Source organism: Williamsia sp. R60, assembly GCF_054063855.1.
This window is the reverse complement of the sequence record NZ_JBSSGR010000001.1, coordinates 434,283-455,747: the sequence shown is the minus strand read 5'-3', so window position 1 is coordinate 455,747 and position 21,465 is coordinate 434,283. Positions and strand designations below refer to the sequence as shown.

Here is a 21,465-nt window from a genome sequence, read left to right as displayed (position 1 = left end):
CGCCGCAGATTCGGCGAACTATCCACAGCTCCGGGCTTATCCCCATTGGCACCGCATATCGAGGGTGGGGGTCCATCAGGTCACTGACAATCGCTCCATGGGGGAATTCATGGAAGACAGCGATGGCCTGATCTGGCGCCGCGACGTCATTGCATTGGGGTATTCCGACGACGACATCAAACGCGCCGTTCGAGGCGGGGCGCTCAGTCGAATCGGGCATGGCGCGTATGTGAGGACATCACGCGATCTGTCGGACGACGCGTTGGCCCGGTTGCGTGTGATCGCCGCCGCGCGAAGTTGCAACCACCCGCTGGTGGTCAGTCACACATCGGCGGCTTTGTTGCATGGGCTCCCGCTCCTCAAGCCATCCCACGCACGGGTGCACCTGCTGAACGGGCGGATCGGCGGCGGGCGCATCGAGAGTCGGCGGCACCTGCACGCCGGAAAAGCTGCTCCCGGTGAGGTCATCGAGATCGATGGAATTGCGTTGACCAGCCTCGAGCGGACGGCGGTCGACACCGCACTCGCAGGGTCATTCGATCAGGCGCTGGTGATTTTCGACAGCGCACTGAGAGCGGGCGCTGACCGCGACGTGATGTCGGCAATGGTCGAATCTTGTGGGCCCAAGCGCGGCGTCGGACCAGTTCGGACAGCGTTGGCGGCCGCCGACCAATTGGCGGAGACCGTCGGAGAGTCATGGAGCCGAGCGCAGATGCTCGCAAGCCGCGACATCCCGCGCCCACGGCTGCAGCGCGAGTTTTACACTCCAACAGGGCTTTTCGTAGCCCGCGTGGATTTCGAGTGGGAAGGTCGCCTGGTCGGCGAGTTCGACGGTTTGGTGAAGTACGGACAAGGGTTGATCGCCCCAGGGAAGACGCCGAACGATGTTGTCGTCGCCGAGAAGCTCCGCGAAGACCGACTCAGACAACTCGGCCTCGAAGTCGTTAGGTGGACGTGGGCAGACCTCGAAGCCGGCCGTCTCCCAGAAATCCTCCGCCAAGCCATGGTTCGGGCTGGACTTCGCTGATAGCGCCGACGGGCCTCGTGGCCGCGCAACGACGAGAAGAGCGAGCGCACCGGTGGGCCCCGCACACTAAACCTGAGATAGCTCGCCCTACAGACCAAGCAAACGCAAGAACCGCGCGCGCACCGGCGGCCGCGTACACCAAACCCGGCCTAGCTCGTCCCGCAGACCGAGCTACGACGAGAATCCCGAGCGGACCGGTGGGCCCGCTCAGCAAACCCGGCCTAGCTCGGCCTGCAGACCGAGCGACGGCCAGAACCCCGAGCGCACCAACCACCCCACACACCAAACTCGCGCTAGCTCGGCCTGCAGACCGAGCAATCACGGGAACCGCGTCCGCACCGGTGGGCCCGCTCACCAAACCTGGGGTAGCTCGGCCTGCAGACCGAGCAACGACAAGAACCCCGAGCGCACCGACGGGCACGCACACCAAACCCGCGAAAGCTCGCCCTACAGACCGAGCAAACACAAGAACCCCGAGCGCACCGACGGGCACGCACACCAAACCCGCGCTAGCTCGCCCCACAGACCGAGCAACCCTCAGATCAACTGACGAGCTCTTTCAGCAAACGGATCTGCTCGACCTGATCGGCATGGTCGGGGGTGGCAGGAGCGACGAGGAGCGTGGTGATCCCAGCGCTTTCGAAGGCGGCGAGGCGTTCTTTGACGAAGCTCTTGGGGCCGATGAGGGACATGCCGGAGGCGAGGTCGTCGGGGACGGCGGCCGCGGCTTCCTGCTTCTTGCCGTCGAGGTAGAGGTCTTGGATTTCTTTGGCGGCGTCGGCGTATCCGTAGCGGACGGCGAGGTCGTTGTAGAAATTCTTGCCGCGGGCGCCCATGCCGCCGATGTACAGCGCGGCGTGGTGCTTGACCAAGGCGAGGGCGTTCTGGCGCTGCTCTTCGTCATCGGTGATCAACGCGGTCGTGTTCACCGAGATGCCCAGCTTGCCGAGTTCGGGCGCGCGCTTGGCGTTGCCTTTGTCCAGGGCGTCGCCGAACGCCACCGACAGGTGCTCGGGGTGGAAGAGAATCGGCTGCCACTCCTCGAAGAGTTCGGCCGCCAGCTCCACGTTCTTGGGGCCGATGGCTGCCAGCAGCATCGGGATTCGCTCGCGCAGAGGGTGGTTGATGATCTTGAGCGGTTTGCCCAGCCCGGTGCCGCCGTCTTCCTTGGTGAACGGCAGCTTGTAGTACTTGCCGTTGTACTCCGTGCGCTCACGCCGCCAGACCATGCGGCAGATCTCGGCGTTCTCGCGGGCGCGCCCCACCGGGGCGTCGTACTTGACGCCGTGGAAGCCCTCGATCACCTGCGGACCGGAGGCGCCGATACCGAGCACGAAGCGTCCACCGGAGATGTAATCCAGACCGGCCGCGGTCATCGCCAGGTTGGTGGGAGTGCGCGAGTACATCGGCAGGATGCCGGTTGCGATTTCCATCGTCGAGGTCTTGGCGGCGATGTAGCCGAGCTGGCTGACAGCGTCGAAACTATAGGCTTCGGCCACCGTGATCCGGTCGAGGCCGACCTTCTCGAAATCGATCAGGTTATCGATGGTCTCGGCAAAATCTCCCGAGTAGTTGATGGCCATGCCGATCTTCATGTGTCCTCCCACGGACCGCGACGTTACGAGACGTTTCCTCAGAAGTGTTTCATATGCTTACGAAGCCGAACCAGGGGTGTGGCGACTCGGCGTACATGACATGAACATTGGGTGAACACGCCCGGTTCGCTGAATGAAACCCCAGTTCAGTGGTGTTCTTTCTAGCATGTCCGTTTCGACAGAATCCTCAGCTCAGCCTCAGAATCAGTACTCATGAGCGCAGAAATGTTGATTCTCGTGCTGCTGGTCATCACAGCACTGGGATTCGACTTCACAAATGGCTTCCACGACACCGGAAATGCGATGGCGACGTCGATTGCCACCGGCGCATTGAAGCCGAAAACCGCGGTGAGCATCGCCGCGATCCTGAACCTGGTCGGCGCGTTCCTCTCGGTGGAGGTCGCCGCGACCATCACCAAGGACGTGCTCGAGATCCAGCAGACCAGCGGTGAGGACAAAGGCGATCTCATCGCCGGTCTGAACGCCGAGACCGCGATGATCATCATCTTCGCCGGCCTCATCGGCGGCATCCTCTGGAACCTCTTCACATGGCTGTTCGGTCTGCCCTCCAGCTCATCGCACGCCCTCTTCGGCGGACTGATCGGCTCGGGCATGGCCGCGATCGGCACCTCCGGCGTCAACTGGGACGGCATCACGTCGAAGATCCTGATCCCCGCTCTGATGGCCCCGATCATCGCCTGCGTGGTGGCCGCCGCGGGCACCTGGATGATCTACGCACTCACCAAGAAGGTGGCGGAAAACAAAAAGGCACAAGGCTTTCGGGCGGGTCAGATCGCCTCGGCCTCCCTGGTCTCCCTCGCCCACGGCACCGGAGATGCCCAGAAGACGATGGGCGTGATCGCCATGGCGTTGATCGCCAGTGGCCACCTCGATGCATCGAGCGTGGAGCACGGCCTGCCGTTCTGGATCGTCTTCAGCTGTGCCGCGGCCATCGCCATCGGCACCTACCTGGGTGGCTGGCGCATCATTCGCACCCTGGGTAAGGGTCTGGTCGAGATCGAGTCCCCCCAGGGTATGGCCGCTGAGGCCTCCTCTGCAGCAATCATTCTCACGTCGAGTGCCGCCGGTATGGCGCTGTCGACCACACAGGTCGCCACCGGGTCGATCCTAGGTTCGGGCGTCGGCAAGAAGGGCGCCACAGTCCGCTGGTCGGTGGCCGGCCGGATGGCTGTGGCATGGATCGTCACCCTGCCTTCGGCGGGCCTTGTTGGCGCGCTGAGCTACTACGTGGCCGACATCGTCGGCGGAGCTGCCGGAGCGGTCGTCATCTTCCTCATCCTGGTCTCGCTCGCCGGCTACATGTACTGGCGCGCACAGCAGCAGAAGGTTGACGCCAACAACGTCAACGACGAATGGGACGAGAAGACCGGCAGCATCATCCCGCCCCAGACTGCCGCCGCCAACGCTGAAACCGAGAAGGTGTGATCGATGGAAACCGTTGAGGCAATCTTCAAGGTTCTGGTGGTCGGGCTCATCCTCGGCGCCGGGCTGCCTGCAGTCTTTGCGATCGGCTTGCGTCTGCACTCTGCGGGTGCGGGCGACAACCACGCCGACGGCACGGCGTCCTCCGGCAACCCGGCCCTCAAATACGTTGCGTACCTGCTCTTCGCCTTCATCGCCGCAGTCATCGTCACCGGAATCCTGTGGATCACCCGCGAGACGATCGACTACTACTTCGGCATCACTCTGTTCCCGTTCGCCGAGTGAGGGTCGCGTCCCGATGACAACGAGCACGCAGCACGAGAACCCTTTCGAGGCGGTCTTGAACTGGCTGCGCAGTGGATACCCCGATGGGATCCCGCCCCGCGACTACCACCCTGTGCTGGCTCTGCTCCGTCGATCACTCACCGATGACCAGCTCGACAAAGTGGTCGACAACTTGCAAGACCAGATCTCGGGCCCGGCGCCCACGACAGCGGAGATCCGTGCCGCCGTGGCCGAGGTGGCCCGTGTCGAACCCGACAGCGAAGAGGTGCAACGTGTTTCGGCCCGCCTCGCCGCTGCCGGATGGCCATTGGCCAACCCCTGACCGTTTCGGACCGATCGACCCGGACGCGACCTGCAGGTGGTCGCAGTAAAATCTGGTCGGCTGGTTCATCGCTGTTCGTCGATGGTTTTGATGCCCGGAAGGAGGCGTAGTGGACCGCCCGCAGTTCTTGATGAGAGTCGTCAACTGGCTACGCGCCGGGTACCCGAACGGTGTGCCGTCCGGCGACTACGTCCCGCTGGTGGCGTTGTTGCGCCGCCAGTTGTCCGAGGACGAGGTGAAGGCTGTCTCACGAGAGCTGATCCACCAGGGTCAGGTGACCAACGAGGGTCCTGAACCCATCAAGGCAGTGGACGCCGGGGTGCTCATCACCAAGATCACCGACGAACTGCCGTTCGAAGCCGACATCGCCCGCATCCGCGCGCATCTGGAGGAGCAGGGGTGGCCGTTCGACCCCGCCCCGACCCCCGAGCAGCCGGGTGATGATCGACCCCGTGGCTGACCAACGTCTACTCGAACCACTGCCTCTGTCGGCCGCATCAACAAATATTGATGCGCTGCAGCGACTTCTGGACGGTGCGGGCTCCTACCTCCCGGTGCCCACCCACGACGAGGCCGAAACCCGGCGGCTCACTGCGGCTCTCGGCGCGGGCGAACCGATCGACGACGATGTGGCGCTCGTGGTCGCGACGTCGGGCACCACGGGCACCCCGAAAGGCGCCATGCATTCCGCTGCATCGGTGAAGGCCTCGATCGATGCCACCCACGAGTACCTCGGCGGGCCGGGGGCGTGGCTGCTGGCCTTACCTCCTCATCACATCGCGGGGCTGCAGGTGCTGCTGCGAAGCGTGCGGGCCGGATTTGATCCGGTGACCCTCGACGTCGCCGACGGATTCGACCCGGCCGACCTCGTCGCAGGCGTGGACAAGATGCCAGGCCCACGCCGATACACCTCACTGGTACCCACCCAGCTCATCAAGGTGCTAGCCGACCCGTCGGCTGTGGCCGCCCTGCGCGGCGTGGACGCCGTCCTGGTGGGCGGGGCTGCCACCCCGGCGCCGCTACGCGAACGAGCGATCGACGCCGGGATCCCGATCGTGCGCACCTATGGGATGAGCGAAACCTGCGGCGGCTGTGTCTACGACGGCCGGCCTCTGCCCGGGGTGCGGATTCGTATCGACGGCTCACCGTCGGGCCGGGTGCAGTTGGGCGGACCAATGGTCGCGTCCGGCTATCGAGGCCGTCCACATCATCCGGCATTCGCCGAACCCGGATGGTTCCGCACCGACGATCTCGGCACCCTGAACGTCGACGGGTCGCTGTCGATACTGGGCCGCGCCGACGAAGCGATCAGCTCCGGAGGTCTCACCATCGTTCCGCAGGTGGTCGAGGCCGCCCTTCTCACCGATCCTGCGGTCAGCGAATGCGCGGTCCTCGGTCTACCCGACGAGAGGCTCGGGGAACAGGTCGTCGCGGCGATAGTTCTTTCTCCCGGCGCATTTGCCACCACCGAAGATCTGCAGGAAGTCGTCGCCAAACAGCTGGACAAGACCGCTGTCCCCCGTCGGGTGTTCTTTGTCGATGACCTGCCCAGACGGGGTCCGGGCAAGGTGGATCGTGCGGCACTTCGGAGCCAACTGAGCGGGCACGGCCGGTAATTCAGCGGCGCTTCGGCGGCCCGGGCCGCGTTAAACCGACCGCTTTCCGAACGCATCACGATTCGTGTTCTTTGTCACCCGATCCCTACTGGTTGGGTGAAACTAACTATATGAATCGGGGGAACCGGCTAAAACAGCAGTGCGATGAATGAGCAGAGTGGTGACCGTGAACGGAAGATCGGCGTGGTGGAGGACTTCGAGTCCCAGCTCACGGGCCTTGCCGCCATCATCAATAGTTCAGACGGTATGACCTTCGCCGCGGGGGCGAGCACCGTGGACGGGCTCCTCGCCATCACCAAAGACCTTGATCTGGTGATCTTGGACCTGCGACTGGAAGACGGTTCCACGCCGAAATCCAACGTCGAACAATTGCACGCTGCCGGCATCAAGGTGCTGGTCTTCACCACAGCGGACTACCCCGACCTCGTTCGCGCCGCCACCGCTGCCGGCGTTCTCGGTGTGGTGCGCAAATCGGTGCGCAACACCGAACTAGTGGAGGCCGTCCGATCTGCAGCCGACGGGAACACCGTCGCGACGATGGACTGGGCTTCGGCGATCGACGCCGACCCGGCGCTGTCCGAGGTGAATCTCAGCCCGCGCCAGCGGCAGGTGCTGGAACTCTATGCGTCCGGTGAGCCCGCCAATCGCGTTGCATCGCTCACCGGCCTGTCCACCGAGACCGTCAATGTGTACTTGTCCAGGATCCGCCGCAAGTACGCCGACGCCGGCCGTCCGGCACCGACCAAGACCGACCTCTACAAACGCGCATTGGAGGACGGTTGGCTTCCGATACCGCGACTCTTCCGGCGCTGAACAGCACCCCGGCGACCGGTTTTGATCCGGAAGGCGGCGTATCGGCCGCGGACAAGATCATCCGGCAGTTCTGCCGCTATCTCGGAATCGGATACTGCCTCAGCTTCATCGGGCTGAGCAGCGTCATCACGAGATCGCTTGACGTGGTCCCGATGTGGTGGACGGTGGCCGCGCTGCTCTCGGTATACGGGTCGGCGATCGCGATGATCATCCTTTCGTTCCGGCCAGGTATTCGTGCCGTACGGGCGGCCTCGAGTGCGGTGGTGATCGGTTACGGATTGACCATCGTCACGTGGCCCCTGGTGTGGAACGGTGTGCAACTCGATGTGGCGCAAGGGATGTGGTTCACCCAGTTCAACGGGGTGGTCGCCTTCAGCGCTGCGCTGACGTGGCGCGTCCGGTGGTCGCTGCCCTACTGGTTATTCGTCCTGGTCTCGGTGCAATTCGTCAACGAGGTGGTCCGCGTGGCGGACCACAGCAATCCGATCGCTGCCGAGATCGCCTGGAGTTTTTGCCTCACGGCGATGCCGTACGCGATGGGAGTGGCTGCGATTCGATCCGGACGCATCCTCGACACCACCAGGCACCAATCGGCTTCTGCTGCTGCCGAAGCCGCCGCGGCCGTAGCTCGCGCACATGAGCGTTCGAGGTTCGACGCGCTCACCCACGACGGCGTGATGGCCACATTGCTGGCCGCCGCCCGCCACGACATGTCACCGGCACTGGTCGAACAGGCCACCGACACACTCACCAAACTCGAGGTCCTCGAGTCCGGGGTGCGGCAACAAGCCGAGTTCGATGTCGACGCTGCCATCAGTCAGTTGCGCAGTGCCACCGGCGAAGTGGACGACTCGATTCGATTGGTCAGCTTCAACGGAACCGCTGATCCGACCACCCGCTACCCGGGCGCCGTCGTTCGGACGATGTCCGCGGCACTCGCCGAGGCGCTCCGCAACAGCGTTCAACACGCCGGGCCGGGCGTCCGCCGGTCGGTGCAGGTGAGGGCCGGCGACAATCTTCTCCGGGTGACGGTCGGCGACAACGGCGTCGGGTTCGACACTGCAACGGTTCCAGGCCACCGTCTCGGCCTCGCCGTCAGCGTTCGAGGACGAATGAAGCAATTGCCCGGTGGCTCAGCCGAAATCGCGTCACGCCCGGGCGAGGGCACTCGGATCGACTTGACATGGCGACGGCCGCAATGACACTGGCGACACCGACCGGTCCCACCGACATCCGCGAGGTGCTGGGCCTGCACACCCGCCTAGCGCGGGGGCTGACGGGTGCGGTGGTGCTGGCGATGGCCTTCTGTGCGCTGCAGAACACCACCGGCGTGTCACCGATGTGGCCCGAGGTGGTCGCCGTGCTCATCATGGCCGCCGCGACCATCGCGGTTGTGATGTTGCCGCACGACCCTCTGCTCCGTACTGCGGCACTCGTCCTGGCGTTGTCATCGCCTGTGGCTGCGGCGTTTCTGCTGTCAGCGGTACCGGTGCCTTTGGAGACATCGAATCAGATATGGGTGTCCGGCTATTCGTCGATCATCTATGTGTTCATGTGTCTGCGAGGGCGCGCGCGATACGCGTGGTCGAGTATCGCCGTGACGGTCGGGGTCTACGGCGCCTGGGCGGCGCTCACCGATCAGGGCTGGTGGACCGGAGCCACCACACCGATCTACAACTCGGGCGCAGTTGCGGTCGCGACCGTACTCGCAATGGCCGTCCGCCCGACGATCCGTTCGATCTTCACGCTGCGACAGCAGTCGATGTCGCGCGCGGCCGAGGCATCTGCCGTTGCGGCGGCCCAGTTCGAGCGCAACCTCCGGCTACGCGAACTCGACGAACTCGCTCGCCCACTGCTCGAACGAATCGCCACGGGCACGCCCCTGTCGGATCAGGAGCGGCAATCGTGCGAACTGCTCGAAGCTCATCTGCGCGATCAGCTTCGCGCGCAAGCACTGGTGACCCCGTCCACGGCTGCGGCCGCACGCGCGGCTCGCGGCCGGGGCGTCGAGGTGTTGATGATCGACGACGGAGGTCTCGACGACGCGGACGCAACGGTCCGCGACCGTGCCAGCACCGTGGTCACCAATGCTCTGTCCGAGGCGGGCGACGGCGACGTACGCATTCGCGTGCTGCCACCCGGCCGGTCGACCGTCCTGTCCATTTATCGCAGTGGAGTTTCCGGAACCCGCCGCATAGACCTTGACAGATCAGGCAAGATGTCAAAAGGCAATCACATCGTGAAGTATTCGAAAGCCGATATCGAAGACGAATAGTTTGCATAGCTCACGATGAGGCCAGTTTTAGTGACACCAAAAGATACATCTGTCGAGTTGTCGCCACCCGCGATACGTTCTCCTGATGGGTCGGGGGACCCAAGTTCCGGCCTGTGGCCTGCCCGAGGAGTAGCTCTGCATTGGTGTTGCCGTCGAACGGATCAAAACCCCTTCCAGCCCCACCACTGACCGCTCGCGAAATAGAGATACTGCGCGAATGGGTCATGCGCGATTCAAAAGCAGAAGTGGCCAAAGCGCTGTTCATCACCCCAGCCACGGTGAGCACGCACGTGAATCGGATCAGGCTGAAATACGCGTCGGTGGGTCGTCCGGCGAACACAAAAGCGGCATTGCTGGCCCGCGCATTGCAAGACGGGCACATCGATCTCGCTGAGTTGTGAACGGTCTCGGTCTCACGCGGAGACCTGACTGTCTTGCCGCCGTGGTGAACCCATGACAGCACCTGGCAGCCCACGACAGCCGGTGTAAGCGCCACGACAGCGCGTCGGCGCAGAGTCTGTTCAATGAACACACCACTGCACACCGATGCGCCGGCCATCGAGGCCCGCGGATTGGTCAAACACTTCGGTTCCACCAAGGCCGTCGATGGCGTCGATCTGGTGGTTCCCACCGGATCGGTCTACGGAGTCCTCGGCCCCAACGGCGCAGGTAAGACCACCACCGTGCGCATGCTCGCCACCCTCCTCAAGCCTGACGAGGGTCAGGCGAAGATTTTCGGGTACGACGTGACCGCCGACTCGGTCGCCGTACGCTCGCTCGTCGGTGTCACCGGCCAGTACGCGTCGGTCGACGAAGACCTTTCCGCCACCGAGAACCTCATCGTCTTCGGTCGCCTGCTCGGCAACAGCCGCCGGGCGTCGCGGCAGCGGGCCCATGACCTGCTCGAGGAGTTCGGACTGACCGACGCCGCCAAGCGACCACTCAAACAGTTCTCGGGCGGAATGCGTCGGCGACTCGACCTCGCCGCAAGCCTGATAGCCACTCCCCCATTGCTCTTCCTTGACGAACCGACCACCGGTCTCGACCCGCGGACCCGCGCGCAGATGTGGGACACCATTCGGCGTCTCGTCGCCGGTGGCAGCACAGTGCTGCTCACCACCCAATACCTCGACGAGGCCGACCAACTCGCCGACCGCATCGCTGTGATCGATCACGGACGGGTGATCGCCGACGGCACAGCGGACGAGCTGAAGAGCTCGGTCGGGTCGTCCACCCTCCAACTGACCCCCGCCGACAAGGCGATGGCGCCGGCCGCAGCGGCACTCATCGAACGGATCCTCTCCGAACCGGCCACGCTCAGCGCCGAAGCCGGACGTATCACCGCCCCCATGGACCGCCCGGATCTACTGCCCGACGTCCTCATCGCGTTGCGCGAGGAGGGCATTGCGATCGAAGGGCTGAACGTCCAGAAGCCGAGTCTCGACGAGGTCTTCCTCACCATCACCGGCAAACCCGCCGACCCCACTTCCGAGGAGCAAGCCGCATGACCACACTCATCGACAAACCCATCACCACCGCACCCACCAACACCACCGTCCCAGTCAGGTCGGTGAGTGTCGCCGACGCTGTCCGACAGTCGTTCACGATGGGCTACCGCGGTCTGCTCAAGATCCGTCACAACCCGGAGCAGCTGTTCGACGTTGTGCTGCAACCGATCATCTTCACCCTGATGTTCACCTACATCTTCGGTGGCGCCCTCGCCGGCAGCGTGCACGACTACCTGCCGATCATCATTCCCGGCATCCTGGTGCAGACGGTGATCGTCACCAGCATCGTGACCGGTACCCAGTTGCGTGAAGACATGGACAAGGGTGTCTTCGACCGATTCAGATCGCTCCCGATCGCTCGGATAAGCCCATTGGCGGGTGCACTTCTCGCCGACGTCGTCCGTTACCTCATCGCAACTGTGATCACGTTTGTGGTGGGCATCGCGATGGGCTGGCGACCAGACGCCCTGGGAGTCCTCGGCGCGACCCTGCTGGTCATCACCTGCAGCTTCGCGGTGTCGTGGATCTTCGCCTTCATGGGCACCATCATGAAGAAAGCCTCAGCAGTACAGGGCATCTCGATGCTCATCCTGTTCCCGCTGACCTTCATGTCCAACGCTTTTGTGCAACCGGAGACCATGCCTGGCTGGATGCAGTCGTTTGTCAACATCAACCCCATCTCGCATCTGGTGAGCGCGGTCCGCGAGCTGACCAACAACGGCCATATCGGTATGCACGTCGTCTGGTCGCTCGTGGGTGCCGCCATCATCATCGCGATCATGGCTCCACTCACGGTGAAGTCGTACATGCGCAACGCCTAGACGTTGAGCCTTCCGATGATGTCCACGATGTCCCGCACGGCTTGCCTGCGGGACATCGTGGCAACCCGCTCCTCGCCTGTGCGCCATTCCTCGCTGCTGGCGCCGGACATCTCGAATCGACGGTCCATCGCTGACGCGAGTGTGGGGAAATCGCGGCGACCACCCAGCCGCTCGGCCAAGTGCAACAGCCTCACCCCGTCTGGTGAACCGGGCTTGCGCAAGCACGTCAACACCCCGTACCCCAGTGCGACCGAACCCATTTGCGGAAGGTCACCCATTCCACCGGGCCCCACCATGTGGTCGACGATCTCCGCGAGATCGGCAAGATATGGCGTGGCGCGGTCGACGGAGCCGTTGACCGCCATACCGCACACCGCCGTGCTGATGATCATGGCAACAAGTGGATCCTGCGCCGGCATGGGATGTTCACTCAACAACAGCCGGACCGCGCGCTCGTACAGGCCCGCCGCCGAGGCGGTCCTGTGGTCGTAGACCTCGAGCTCGGCCGCGGCGATGAGGATGCCGGCAGAGACCTCCGGATGCAGTTGCGGGTCAGGGTCACTCGGCTGCCAGCCGTCGGAGAGGTCTGCGAACTCCGCCCGCGCTTGGTCGATTCGGCCAGATCCGATCAGGGCGGCAACCACATACCCTCGCGCCTGCATACTGTCCTGCTCAGACCCGATCTGGTTCAGCAGATGAATTGCCTCGAAATAGTTTTCGAGCGCCGAGTCGAAATCACCGATCTGACCGTAGAGACTTCCCATCTCCATCCTGGACGCGGCCGCCATCCACTGGTCGTTCCGCTCCTCGGTGAGTGCCAGATTCTCGACGGCGTCACGCATGGCTCCCTCGCGGTCTCCGACGTTCTCCCGGACGTTCACCCGCAGCACCGCCGCCAGCGTCTGCACACGAGGGTTGGGACTGTCCCGGGCAGTGATCAACAGCCGCAGCGCCGAAAGCGGGTGGTTGGCAGTTGCGATCGCGGATGCGAAGTCCATCGGACGATGGTTGGCCAACTGAGGTTCGAGAAGTCTCCGAAGCCGAGTCCGTGCAACGGCAAGCGACCGCAGATGTCGGGACATCAGCAGGTGCGCTGCCGCAAGAATGTAGGTTGCCTGGCGGTTCTCGCGCTCGACGTCGGACATCGCCGCGATCGCGGCAGGTGTCTCGGCGGGCAAGGCCGCGACCACACGCGGCCCCCACATCATCACCTCGGCGTGCAGACCACGGATGGCCCAGTAGCCGGCGAGCACTGGGAAGCAGGTCACAAGAGTCAATTCCGCCTCGTCGGGGCGATGAAGCGGGTCGGGCTCCATGCAGCGACGCAGCACCCACACCAGATTGTCGGCCTCAGCAGCGATCGCTTTCAACGCCACCGGTTGCCGTCCGTTCTCGAACGGCTCGCGGACGTCTTCGGAGAACTTCCGGGCCCATCGAGCGATTGCCAAATTGACCTGCGCCTCTTCGCCGGCCGCGGTAATCTGTTCTTCGCCGAACTCCCGGACGGTCTCCAGCATGCGGTAACGAACGCCACCGTTCTCGACCACGTGCAGCAGGGACTGGTCGACAAGCGCATCGAGGACATTGTCGAGCTCGAAACCGCCTGCTCCCACCAGTTCCGCGGCCGCTTCCCGCGAGAAACCACCGGGGAACCGGCACAGCCGACGCAGAGCGACCTGCGCCGCGTGGTCGAGCAGTTCCCAGCTCCACTCGATCACCGCATGCAAGGTGCGATGTCGCAGTGGCGAAGAGCGGCTGCCCGAACTCAATAGTGCAAAACGATCGGTCAATCTTTGGGAGATCTCGCCGACGGTCATCGTCCTGACCCTGGCGGCGGCCAGTTCGATCGCCAGCGGCAGACCGTCAAGCGCACGGCAGAGCGCCGCGACCTCACCGGAGTCGATCGCCACATCCGGCCGGATCGCATGTGCGCGGGCGACGAAGAGATGCGTTGCGGCCGAGCCCTTCTCGGCGACATCGAGGGTCGGCAGCTGATGGACGACCTCACTACTGACCCGCAACGGCGATCTGCTGGTCGCCAGGATCCGCACCCCGTCTGCCGCCGCGATCAACTCGCTCGCGATGCGCGCAGCGGCGTCGATGACGTGCTCGCAGTTGTCGAGGATGACCAGGGTGTCCGCGGTCAGGGCGTCGGCGAGTCGCGCACGCAGGTCTGAGTACGCCAACCTCGGCCGACCGCCTGGACCAACGTCGGATTCGCCGACTCCGAGAGTGCCCGCCACCGCGGCCAGCACGTCGTCGTCACCGCGGACAGACGCCAATTCGACGAAGAAGACACGGGCGCCGTCGCCGGCGACGATGTGTCCGATCTTGTTAGCAATACGGGTCTTTCCTGCGCCTCCAGGTCCCTGCACGGTGACCATGCGCGAGGTGTCGAACAGCCGGCAGATTCTCGCGACATCGGCAGCGCGGCCGAACAACTCGTTCGGTTCGGCCGACAAGCCCACCGCTCTGACGGGTGCCGCGCGACGTGCGGGCGACGGGGTGGTTCCCTGTCGGCTCACCAGTTGCTGATGCAACGCAGCGAGTTCCGGCCCCGGGTCGGCGCCCAATTCGGCGGACAGCGAGCGCCGGATGCGGGCGAACACGGCGAGAGCCTCCGCATCGCGGCCCAGAGCCGCCAGTGCTCGGATCACGGTGGTGTGGGCGGACTCATCGAGTGGATCGGCGTCGCATCGTTGCTGGGCGAGCGAGCGCGCCAGCTCGAAGTCGCCGTCTTCCAGAGCTTTACGTGATCGATGGGCAACGATGTCGTCGTGGACGCGGTCAGCGATCTGGCGGAGGGTGCGGGCCAGGTCATCGTCGCCGAGGTCTTCGCCCGGATCCCCGCGCCACAGTGCCGCCGCGGTGTCGAGCGCCTGGGTAGACCCCTCGGCGACGAGAGATCTCGCGACAAACACATCGATTGCATCGGCCGAGAGCGTGAGTCGATAACCCCTTGGCCCGACCTCGATGGCGCCGTCGGGAAGCTGTGGTCGAAGCCTGGAGATCTGTGTGTGGAGTGCCGACTGCGGCGACCGAGGCAGGTCGTCACCCCACACCCCGTCGATCAGTGCTGACTGCGATCGGTGGGTACCGGGCATCAGCGCGAGCACCGCCAGCAACCGCCGGGCGCGAAGGCCCTGCACCGGTCGCATTTGTCCGTTTTCGTCCGCAACAGCCACCGGTCCCAGCAGTCCGATGATCGGCGCTACTGTCACTAACGGCACATTTCCTCGCTGATGATGAACAGATCGACGGCAAACCTGCAGGTCGGGGTCGCTTCTTACACACTAGTGGGTCCGGCGGACACCGGGGTCGAGCCCGTGCGCAAGGATGCTCTCATGGCTACCGCAGCGCAATGGTTCGAAGGAGCCAGACCCCGCACCTTCCCGAACGCAATCGCACCGGTGATCGCCGGCACCGGAGCCGCCGGCTGGCTCGACCAGATCATCTGGTGGAAGGCCGCGCTCGCGCTCGTGGTGTCGGTGGCGTTGATCATCGGGGTGAACTTCGCCAACGACTATTCCGACGGCATTCGCGGCACCGACGACGACCGCGTGGGCCCGATGCGTCTCGTGGGGTCGAAAACGGCGAGCCCGAAGTCGGTGAAGACCGCGGCGATCGCGGCGTTTGCGCTCGCGGGCGTCGCCGGCCTGGCACTGGCCCTCGCGAGTGCGTGGTGGCTCGTCCTGATCGGTCTCGCCTGCATCGCAGCGGCCTGGTACTACACCGGCGGCCGTAACCCGTACGGCTACAGCGGCTTCGGTGAGGTCGCGGTGTTCGTGTTCTTCGGTCTGGTCGCAGTACTCGGTACACAGTTCGTGCAGGCCGAGTCGGTCGACTGGGTGGGTCTTCTCTGCGCGATTGCGGTCGGGTGTTACTCGAGCGGCGTTCTCGTCGCCAACAATCTCCGCGACATCCCCACCGACACGGTGTCGGGCAAGAACACCCTCGCGGTTCGTCTCGGCGACAAACGCACGCGGGTGTTCCATACCGTCCTCGTTGTCATTCCGTCGGTGATCTCGCTGGTGCTCATCGCCGCGACCCCATGGGCGTTGCTCGGACTGGTCGCCGCGCCGCTTGCCGTCAAGGCCAACGCACCCGTCCGGGCCGGCGCGGGAGGTCCGGCACTCATCCCCGCACTCGCGCTGACCGGGTTGGCCATGCTCCTCTGGTCCCTCGGCACCGCGGCCGGCCTGCTGATCGCCTGACCCCCTGGGGCCTCCGATAGTGTGCCCTTTTGGCGAGCAAAACCCCTGGTGGGCCCCGCCAAAAGGGCACGATTCCGGACTGTCTACTTGGCGTTGGCCGACTGCAGTGCGGACCGCAAGGCCTCGACCGTGGTTGTCGACTCGATCAACGCCGTGGATGCGGCGTCGCCGGTCGCGAGAATGCCAAGCAGGACGTCCTCGGCCGTGATGTCGCGGTTCGCCTCTCGGGCGATGACGCCCGCATGGGTGATCGCCGACTTGGCGTCTTTCGAGAACTGTGGTCGGCGGGCGCGGCCACGCGGTCCGCGCCGGCCGCGGCCGCCCTCTCCTGGTCCTTCATGACCCGGTCCGTCATGACCCGGGCCGCCGTGTCCGGGCCCTCCCCGCCACGGTCCGCGCTCCCCGATGAAGGGGCCTTCCCCGTCCGGTCGCACCCACGGGCCGTCGACGTCGGGGCGCACCCACGGACCGCCCTCACCGCGTCGGCCACGGGGTCCACCGTGTCGACGACCGTGCGGCCCGCGCTCTGAGCGCTCGGCACGTTCGGGTCCACCCGGTCGTCCCCGGCCTCCGCGGCGTTTGCCCCAGTTGTCGGTGATGTCGTCTCCGAAAGCGCCTTTGACCGCTTCGCGAACCTTGTCGAGGTCGATGCCGATGGCAGCAAGGGCATCGCGATCTTCGTCGATCCGGTCCTTGTCGGGATCGGAATCGGCGGCGTTGACCTCATGATGGGCCCGGACCACCTCGCGTGCCTGCGGCAGGGTCAAGCCCTGCTCACCAAGGATGCCGAAAGCGGAAAGCCTTGCATTGCAGAGCATCCCGAGGATGAGGTGGTCGTTGCCGAGTGTGGTGTGCCCGAGGTCGGCGGCCTCCTGATACGCAAAAGCCAGGGTTGTCCTGTTGTCACGTGTGAATTGGTGAAGCATGTTGTCTCGCTCTCTGATGCAGCGGCTGACTCTTACTCGCCGCGAAAGTGTTTTTGGTGTACAGCCTGGCGGCTCACCTGGAGTACGTCGGCAATCGCTTGCCAGCTCCACCCTTGTTGTCGGGCGTTGGCAACCTGGACGTCTTCGAGCCGGTCCGCCAACGTGCGCAGCGCTCGCACCGCCGCCAGCCCTTTGGCCGGATCGCGATCTGCAACTGCTGTGGTGATGTCGTCTTGGTTCTCCTGCACGATTGTCAAGTTATCCTGACAAATCGCGGTTGTCAACATTTCTTGACACCAAATCGCCCCCGATCCTCCGATGATGTGCCCTTTTGGCGGCGACCACCTGGCCTTTTGCTCGCCAAAAGGGCACATCATCGGGTACGCCAGCCACGCAGGATCAGTTCTCGTCGGAGTTGCGCGACGAACTCGGAGCGGTTTGCTGTGATGTTCCTGGCGGACACGGTCATCACCACCCATCCCGCAGCCCTCAGACGATTCCACCTCTCGAGGTCGTGCGCGTGCTGTTCACCTGTGCGGTGGTGTTCGCCGTCGTACTCGACGGCAACCTTCAGGTGGGGCCACGCGGCATCGAGGCGGTAGCGACCGCCCATCACCGCGAGCTGTAGAACGAACCCGTGTAGGTCCTCGTCGACGAGGATCAGTCTCACGCGCGTTTCCCACGGCGACTCCGACAGCGGGTCCACCAGCTTCAACGCTGTAATCGCTTTGCCGATCCCCCAATGGCGCTCCCATCGCTTCAACGCCACCCGCACTTCATCGATCAGTCCTGGATGCCGACGGGTCATCGAATCGAGCGCCGCCACCGCGTCTTCCCGCGAGTTGAAACGGCCGAGATCGATTGCTGTACGCGCAAGAGTGGTCACCAAGGTACCTTCGACGGCGGTGTATTCATCGGCTTCCAGTTGAACGCGCCGCACGCGGAGGCCCTTGAACTGCCGGCCGTTGGTCGGGACGATGACTTCGGGAAGTGCGTCGATCGGCCGGTAGGCGTTGCCCCACAGATCCGCCGCTGACCACCCACAGAGGATTCCTGGCAGATCATGGGCGTTCCCCGGGTAGGCGAGCCCCGCTGCGTAGCTCAACGACGTGAAGTCGACGTGGTGGTCGTTTCTGACCCAGACCCCGCGAAACAGCAGCTGGTAGTTCTCGCGCATCTGATAGCGCGACATCATGCCGAGAAGTTGCTCAACCCTCATCGGTCCTGTCGGATGTTCCCCCATGGGGGCGAGTGTGTCCAACGCCCATGACCGAAATGACCCCTGAGCGACGGTTATCCACAGGCCGAAGCCCCGATGATGTGTTGTTTTGGCGGCCGCGACCTGGGCTTTTATTCGCCAAAAGGGCACATCATCGGGGGGCGGGGGGCGGAAGGGGCTACTCGGTGAGGATGGCTTCGCTGATGTTCATGCGGCCGGCGCGGGCGGCGGGGAAGAAGGCTCCGGCAAAACACAGCACAAACGCGACCACCACGTAGATGCCGATCACGATCTGCGGCGAATACTGCACCTGGACCGAGGTGGTCTCGGTGAGGATCTTGTTGCCCACCACGTGCAGAGCGGTTCCCATCACCACGCCCAGCAGCGACCCCACGGCCGCGACCGCAGCCGCCTCGGCCAACACCATGCGGCGGACGAAACGCCGTGAGGCACCCATCGCGCGCAGCACCCCGAGCTCACGTTTGCGCTCGATAACCGACAACAGCAGGGTGTTCAGCAACGCGACCGCGGCCACCACCGCGACGATCCACTGGATCGCGATGGCAAAAGCTCCGGACTGTTCGACGGACGCCTTCGTGGCGTCCAGACCTTCCTGGCCGGTATAGACGTTCATGGGCATCGACGTGGCCCCGTCGGCGGCCGCCTCGATCAGCGGACGCATCTGTTCCCGATCCGCCCCGGGCTCCAGATCGACCTGCAAGAACGTCGCCCCGGGCCGGTTGAACCACTGCGACAACAAGTCCGACGATATCGCCGCGGTGCCGGAGTTGATGCTGACGTAGTCGACGAGCTGCAGCACCGGCAGTCGGTGGAAACCCGTCGGCGATGCGATCTCCACCGTGTCCCCGGCGTCGACATCGAGGTTCCGGGCCAACGTGTGCGACATGACCATCCCACGTCCGGCCAGCACCTCCTGGATGACCTCCGGGCGAGCCTTGCGGACGAATGGTGCACTCGTCTCGGGTTCCAAGCCCTGCAACAACACTCGTGACTCACCGACATTGACCGCGGCCCACTGACCGCGGACCACCCGCTCGACGCCCGGCACCGCAGCCACCGCTCCGGCCACTGCAGGATCGATGACCGGACCGTCGGGAATGGACGACTTCTCCTGCGACGACACATAGAAGTCCGGGTCGGCGAGCCCGCTGAGCGACCCGGTGATCGACGACACCAGGTTGTTCATCACGCCAGAGGTGCACAGCCCCACGGTGATCGCCACCGCAACCGTCATCAACGTCGCCCACGCGCGACGCGGCGCGCGTTCGGTGTTGACCGCACTGAGCTTGCCCGGCCCGCCGAACCGCCCGGCCAGCCAGGTCACCGCCGCCACCAGCGGCGGCGTGAGTGCGTAACAGACCAACAGCATTCCGACACAGAAGACGATCCCGGCGGTGACCACCGCCCGGCCCTGGATCTCGTCGGACATCAGCCAGCCGGCGACGATGAGCACCACTCCCAGCACCGCGCAGATCTTCGCGGCTATTCCGCGGCCCGACTGCTGATCGGCCGCGACGCTGCTCGACATCGCTTCGATCGGCGACACCGTGAACACCGACCGCGCCGCCAGAACACTTGCCGCACAACAGGCGAGCACACAGGCCACGACAGCTGCGGGCGCCGCGTACCCGGGCAACGAGAACTCGACGGTCGCACCGTACGACGACAGCACGTCGGGCAATTGGCCGATGGCCCACCGTCCCGCCAGGATCCCGATCGGTACACCGATCAGGCCTCCGACCAACCCGAACAGCGCGGCTTCTCCGATGAGGTCGGCGACAAGTGGTCCACGCCTCCCGCCCAGCGCTCGGATCATCGCAATGGACGAACGACGCGATGCCACAGCCATGTTCATCGTGTTGAACACCAGGAATCCGGCGATGACCAAGGAGATCAGCGAGACCAGCAGGGTGGAATCGCGCGTGACCGACGCCGCGGTCTCGGCCTGTTTTGCCCGGAAGTCGGGATCGACCACCACCGCGCGCCCGTCGACCACTCCCTTGAGCTGATCACGTAGCTCGTCCGTCGTGGCGCCCGGCTCCTTGGTCACGAGGATCGAGTCCACCCGCCCCTCGTGGTCGGTGATCTGTTGCGCCAGACCCAGATACGCGAAGACGAAACGTCCACCGTTGATGGTCTGGGCCTCGGGCGCGTCGATCACCATGGTGACGGTGGTGTCCACCCCGTTGATCGTCACCGCCTGACCCTTCTGCAGTCCGGTGCCCTTGCCGACACTGATACCCGACATCAAGGTGGTCAGATCGGTGCCCTCGCTGGTCGCGGCGCCCTGCACGGCGTCGCGCAGATCGCCGCTGAGCGCGGTGATGTTGTTGTCGCTGCCCAGCACAGTGGTTCGCTTGCCGTCGATGAAGACCGAGCTGTTAATCAGTGGGACAACACTTCTGGCCGCCGGGGCATCGCGGCGGATCTCCCCCGCCAGCTGGTCGTCGACACCGGAGTCGACGATGCCCGCGACCTCGAGGTCGGCGGTACCGGAGATGGTGGCGCTGAGCTTCTGCACCGACGAGGTCAACGAACCGTAGGTTCCGAGCACCGCGACCATCAGAGTGGCGGCCACGACGATCACCATCAGCGAGGTGATCACCCGCAGCCGGTGCCCCAGCAGCTCACGAAGATTGACGACCCGGACACGAGTGGCCCCGGCGAGCAGCGAACCCACCAGCGGGAGACGGCTCACTCCTCGATCTTTCCGTCGCGAACCGTGATCGTCTGGTCGGCGTGTGCCGCGGCCTTGTTGTCGTGGGTCACCATCACCACCAGGCGCCCGTCACCTTCGTGGGCCACCTCGGTCAGCAGTTGGAGGATCGATTCGCCCGTGTGGGAGTCGAGGTTGCCGGTCGGTTCGTCGGCCAGCACGATTCGCGGGCTCATGATCAGCGACCGTGCGATGGCGACGCGTTGCATCTGCCCGCCCGACAGCTCCGACGGGCGATGCTTGGCCCTGTCGCCCAGACCGACCCGGTCCAGCAGCGCGATCGATTCGGCCTTCGCCGATCGCAGCGACCGCCCATCGAGAAGCCTTGGCAGCGCGACGTTCTCCCACGCCGACATGGTGGGGATCAGGTTGAAGAACTGGAAGATGAAGCCGACCCGATGCCGCCGGAACTCCGACTGCTCAACCTCGGACAGGGCCGCGAGATCAAGACCGTCCACCACGATCTTTCCTGAGTCGGGTACGTCCAGCGCCCCCAGGACGTGCAGCAATGTGCTCTTGCCCGCACCGGAGGGGCCGACGATGGAAACGAAGCGACGGCCTTCGAGGGTGAGGTTCAGCCCGTCGAGAGCGCGCACCTTCTGCTCGCCCATCTGGTACTCGCGCACCAGGTCGGTCGCCTCGACCATCAGCCTCGGCGGCTCGG

Annotated in this window: 20 protein-coding genes; 13 read left to right on the top strand and 7 right to left on the bottom strand. The window is 64.7% G+C overall.

Features of this window, described 5'->3' with window-relative positions; all coding sequences use genetic code 11:
• Positions 1–97 precede the first annotated feature (97 nt).
• A complete protein-coding gene (locus ACVWY6_RS02005) occupies positions 98–1,027 on the top strand; it encodes a hypothetical protein (RefSeq protein ID WP_457535880.1) in 930 nt (309 codons plus the stop codon).
• 542 nt (positions 1,028–1,569) lie between these two features.
• On the opposite strand, the gene ACVWY6_RS02000 is transcribed toward ACVWY6_RS02005, so the two are convergent.
• The gene (locus ACVWY6_RS02000) at positions 1,570–2,622 is read right to left on the bottom strand and encodes an LLM class F420-dependent oxidoreductase (RefSeq protein ID WP_457535878.1); all 1,053 of its coding nucleotides are present in this window, start codon (positions 2,620–2,622) and stop codon (positions 1,570–1,572) included.
• Positions 2,623–2,835: 213 nt separating this feature from the next.
• Here ACVWY6_RS02000 and ACVWY6_RS01995 point away from each other — a divergent pair, with 213 nt between their 5' ends.
• The 11 genes from ACVWY6_RS01995 (at position 2,836) to ACVWY6_RS01945 (ending at position 11,705) form a co-directional block, all read left to right on the top strand.
• The gene (locus ACVWY6_RS01995; RefSeq protein WP_081729897.1) at positions 2,836–4,068 is read left to right on the top strand and encodes an inorganic phosphate transporter; all 1,233 of its coding nucleotides are present in this window, start codon (positions 2,836–2,838) and stop codon (positions 4,066–4,068) included.
• Positions 4,069–4,071: 3 nt separating this feature from the next.
• A complete protein-coding gene (locus tag ACVWY6_RS01990) occupies positions 4,072–4,350 on the top strand; it encodes a hypothetical protein (RefSeq protein WP_023961817.1) in 279 nt (92 codons plus the stop codon).
• A gap of 13 nt (positions 4,351–4,363) precedes the next feature.
• Complete coding sequence (locus tag ACVWY6_RS01985; protein WP_116917086.1) at positions 4,364–4,672, top strand: DUF3349 domain-containing protein; 309 nt, start codon at positions 4,364–4,366, stop codon at positions 4,670–4,672.
• Positions 4,673–4,781: 109 nt separating this feature from the next.
• On the top strand, positions 4,782–5,132 hold the full coding sequence (locus tag ACVWY6_RS01980; RefSeq protein ID WP_030165448.1) for a DUF3349 domain-containing protein: 351 nt from the start codon (positions 4,782–4,784) through the stop codon (positions 5,130–5,132).
• Complete coding sequence (menE, locus tag ACVWY6_RS01975; RefSeq protein WP_457535876.1) at positions 5,125–6,288, top strand: o-succinylbenzoate--CoA ligase; 1,164 nt, start codon at positions 5,125–5,127, stop codon at positions 6,286–6,288. The genes ACVWY6_RS01980 and menE overlap by 8 nt, the downstream gene beginning before the upstream one ends.
• A 144-nt stretch (positions 6,289–6,432) precedes the next feature.
• Positions 6,433–7,101, top strand: a complete 669-nt coding sequence (locus tag ACVWY6_RS01970) for a DNA-binding response regulator (RefSeq protein WP_457535874.1) — start codon at positions 6,433–6,435, stop codon at positions 7,099–7,101.
• On the top strand, positions 7,068–8,303 hold the full coding sequence (locus ACVWY6_RS01965; RefSeq protein ID WP_457535873.1) for a sensor histidine kinase: 1,236 nt from the start codon (positions 7,068–7,070) through the stop codon (positions 8,301–8,303). The genes ACVWY6_RS01970 and ACVWY6_RS01965 overlap by 34 nt, the downstream gene beginning before the upstream one ends.
• Positions 8,285–9,376 carry a hypothetical protein gene (locus ACVWY6_RS01960; RefSeq protein WP_457535871.1) on the top strand — a complete coding sequence of 364 codons (1,092 nt, stop codon included), beginning with the start codon at positions 8,285–8,287 and terminating at the stop codon, positions 9,374–9,376. The genes ACVWY6_RS01965 and ACVWY6_RS01960 overlap by 19 nt, the downstream gene beginning before the upstream one ends.
• 143 nt (positions 9,377–9,519) lie before the next feature.
• A complete protein-coding gene (locus ACVWY6_RS01955; RefSeq protein ID WP_286131311.1) occupies positions 9,520–9,777 on the top strand; it encodes a response regulator transcription factor in 258 nt (85 codons plus the stop codon).
• Between the two features lie 123 nt (positions 9,778–9,900).
• Complete coding sequence (locus ACVWY6_RS01950) at positions 9,901–10,884, top strand: daunorubicin resistance protein DrrA family ABC transporter ATP-binding protein (RefSeq protein WP_023961802.1); 984 nt, start codon at positions 9,901–9,903, stop codon at positions 10,882–10,884.
• Positions 10,881–11,705, top strand: a complete 825-nt coding sequence (locus ACVWY6_RS01945) for an ABC transporter permease (protein WP_457535869.1) — start codon at positions 10,881–10,883, stop codon at positions 11,703–11,705. The genes ACVWY6_RS01950 and ACVWY6_RS01945 overlap by 4 nt, the downstream gene beginning before the upstream one ends.
• Here ACVWY6_RS01945 and ACVWY6_RS01940 read toward each other — a convergent pair.
• A complete protein-coding gene (locus ACVWY6_RS01940) occupies positions 11,702–14,926 on the bottom strand; it encodes a BTAD domain-containing putative transcriptional regulator (RefSeq protein WP_457535868.1) in 3,225 nt (1,074 codons plus the stop codon). The genes ACVWY6_RS01945 and ACVWY6_RS01940 overlap by 4 nt on opposite strands.
• Before the next feature lie 123 nt (positions 14,927–15,049).
• Here ACVWY6_RS01940 and ACVWY6_RS01935 point away from each other — a divergent pair, with 123 nt between their 5' ends.
• On the top strand, positions 15,050–15,919 hold the full coding sequence (locus tag ACVWY6_RS01935; protein WP_457535867.1) for a 1,4-dihydroxy-2-naphthoate polyprenyltransferase: 870 nt from the start codon (positions 15,050–15,052) through the stop codon (positions 15,917–15,919).
• An 83-nt stretch (positions 15,920–16,002) separates the two neighbouring features.
• Here the strand turns inward: ACVWY6_RS01935 and ACVWY6_RS01930 are convergent, their stop codons facing one another.
• The 5 genes from ACVWY6_RS01930 to ACVWY6_RS01910 all read right to left on the bottom strand — a co-directional run bounded on the left by ACVWY6_RS01930 (position 16,003) and on the right by ACVWY6_RS01910 (position 21,448).
• A complete protein-coding gene (locus tag ACVWY6_RS01930; protein ID WP_457535865.1) occupies positions 16,003–16,845 on the bottom strand; it encodes a Clp protease N-terminal domain-containing protein in 843 nt (280 codons plus the stop codon).
• A 32-nt stretch (positions 16,846–16,877) separates the two neighbouring features.
• Positions 16,878–17,093 carry a hypothetical protein gene (locus tag ACVWY6_RS01925; RefSeq protein WP_023961410.1) on the bottom strand — a complete coding sequence of 72 codons (216 nt, stop codon included), beginning with the start codon at positions 17,091–17,093 and terminating at the stop codon, positions 16,878–16,880.
• A 125-nt stretch (positions 17,094–17,218) separates the two neighbouring features.
• On the bottom strand, positions 17,219–18,064 hold the full coding sequence (locus tag ACVWY6_RS01920) for a DUF559 domain-containing protein (protein WP_457535864.1): 846 nt from the start codon (positions 18,062–18,064) through the stop codon (positions 17,219–17,221).
• Positions 18,065–18,242: 178 nt separating this feature from the next.
• Complete coding sequence (locus tag ACVWY6_RS01915) at positions 18,243–20,783, bottom strand: FtsX-like permease family protein (protein ID WP_457535862.1); 2,541 nt, start codon at positions 20,781–20,783, stop codon at positions 18,243–18,245.
• The gene (locus ACVWY6_RS01910; protein WP_023961404.1) at positions 20,780–21,448 is read right to left on the bottom strand and encodes an ABC transporter ATP-binding protein; all 669 of its coding nucleotides are present in this window, start codon (positions 21,446–21,448) and stop codon (positions 20,780–20,782) included. Before ACVWY6_RS01910 ends, ACVWY6_RS01915 begins: the two co-directional genes overlap by 4 nt.
• Positions 21,449–21,465 lie beyond the last annotated feature (17 nt).

What these genes read in the sequence shown, in the direction of transcription:
- ACVWY6_RS01935 (WP_457535867.1), top strand. Translation starts at nt 15,050, where the DNA reads ATGGCTACCGCAGCGCAATGGTTCGAAGGAGCCAGACCCCGCACCTTC.
- ACVWY6_RS01995 (WP_081729897.1), top strand. Translation starts at nt 2,836, where the DNA reads ATGAGCGCAGAAATGTTGATTCTCGTGCTGCTGGTCATCACAGCACTG.
- ACVWY6_RS01910 (WP_023961404.1), bottom strand. Translation starts at nt 21,448, where the DNA reads ATGGTCGAGGCGACCGACCTGGTGCGCGAGTACCAGATGGGCGAGCAG.
- ACVWY6_RS01930 (WP_457535865.1), bottom strand. Translation starts at nt 16,845, where the DNA reads ATGCTTCACCAATTCACACGTGACAACAGGACAACCCTGGCTTTTGCG.
- ACVWY6_RS01950 (WP_023961802.1), top strand. Translation starts at nt 9,901, where the DNA reads ATGAACACACCACTGCACACCGATGCGCCGGCCATCGAGGCCCGCGGA.
- ACVWY6_RS02005 (WP_457535880.1), top strand. Translation starts at nt 98, where the DNA reads ATGGGGGAATTCATGGAAGACAGCGATGGCCTGATCTGGCGCCGCGAC.
- ACVWY6_RS01985 (WP_116917086.1), top strand. Translation starts at nt 4,364, where the DNA reads ATGACAACGAGCACGCAGCACGAGAACCCTTTCGAGGCGGTCTTGAAC.
- ACVWY6_RS01990 (WP_023961817.1), top strand. Translation starts at nt 4,072, where the DNA reads ATGGAAACCGTTGAGGCAATCTTCAAGGTTCTGGTGGTCGGGCTCATC.
- ACVWY6_RS01945 (WP_457535869.1), top strand. Translation starts at nt 10,881, where the DNA reads ATGACCACACTCATCGACAAACCCATCACCACCGCACCCACCAACACC.
- ACVWY6_RS01960 (WP_457535871.1), top strand. Translation starts at nt 8,285, where the DNA reads ATGGCGACGGCCGCAATGACACTGGCGACACCGACCGGTCCCACCGAC.
- ACVWY6_RS02000 (WP_457535878.1), bottom strand. Translation starts at nt 2,622, where the DNA reads ATGAAGATCGGCATGGCCATCAACTACTCGGGAGATTTTGCCGAGACC.
- ACVWY6_RS01970 (WP_457535874.1), top strand. Translation starts at nt 6,433, where the DNA reads ATGAATGAGCAGAGTGGTGACCGTGAACGGAAGATCGGCGTGGTGGAG.
- ACVWY6_RS01920 (WP_457535864.1), bottom strand. Translation starts at nt 18,064, where the DNA reads ATGAGGGTTGAGCAACTTCTCGGCATGATGTCGCGCTATCAGATGCGC.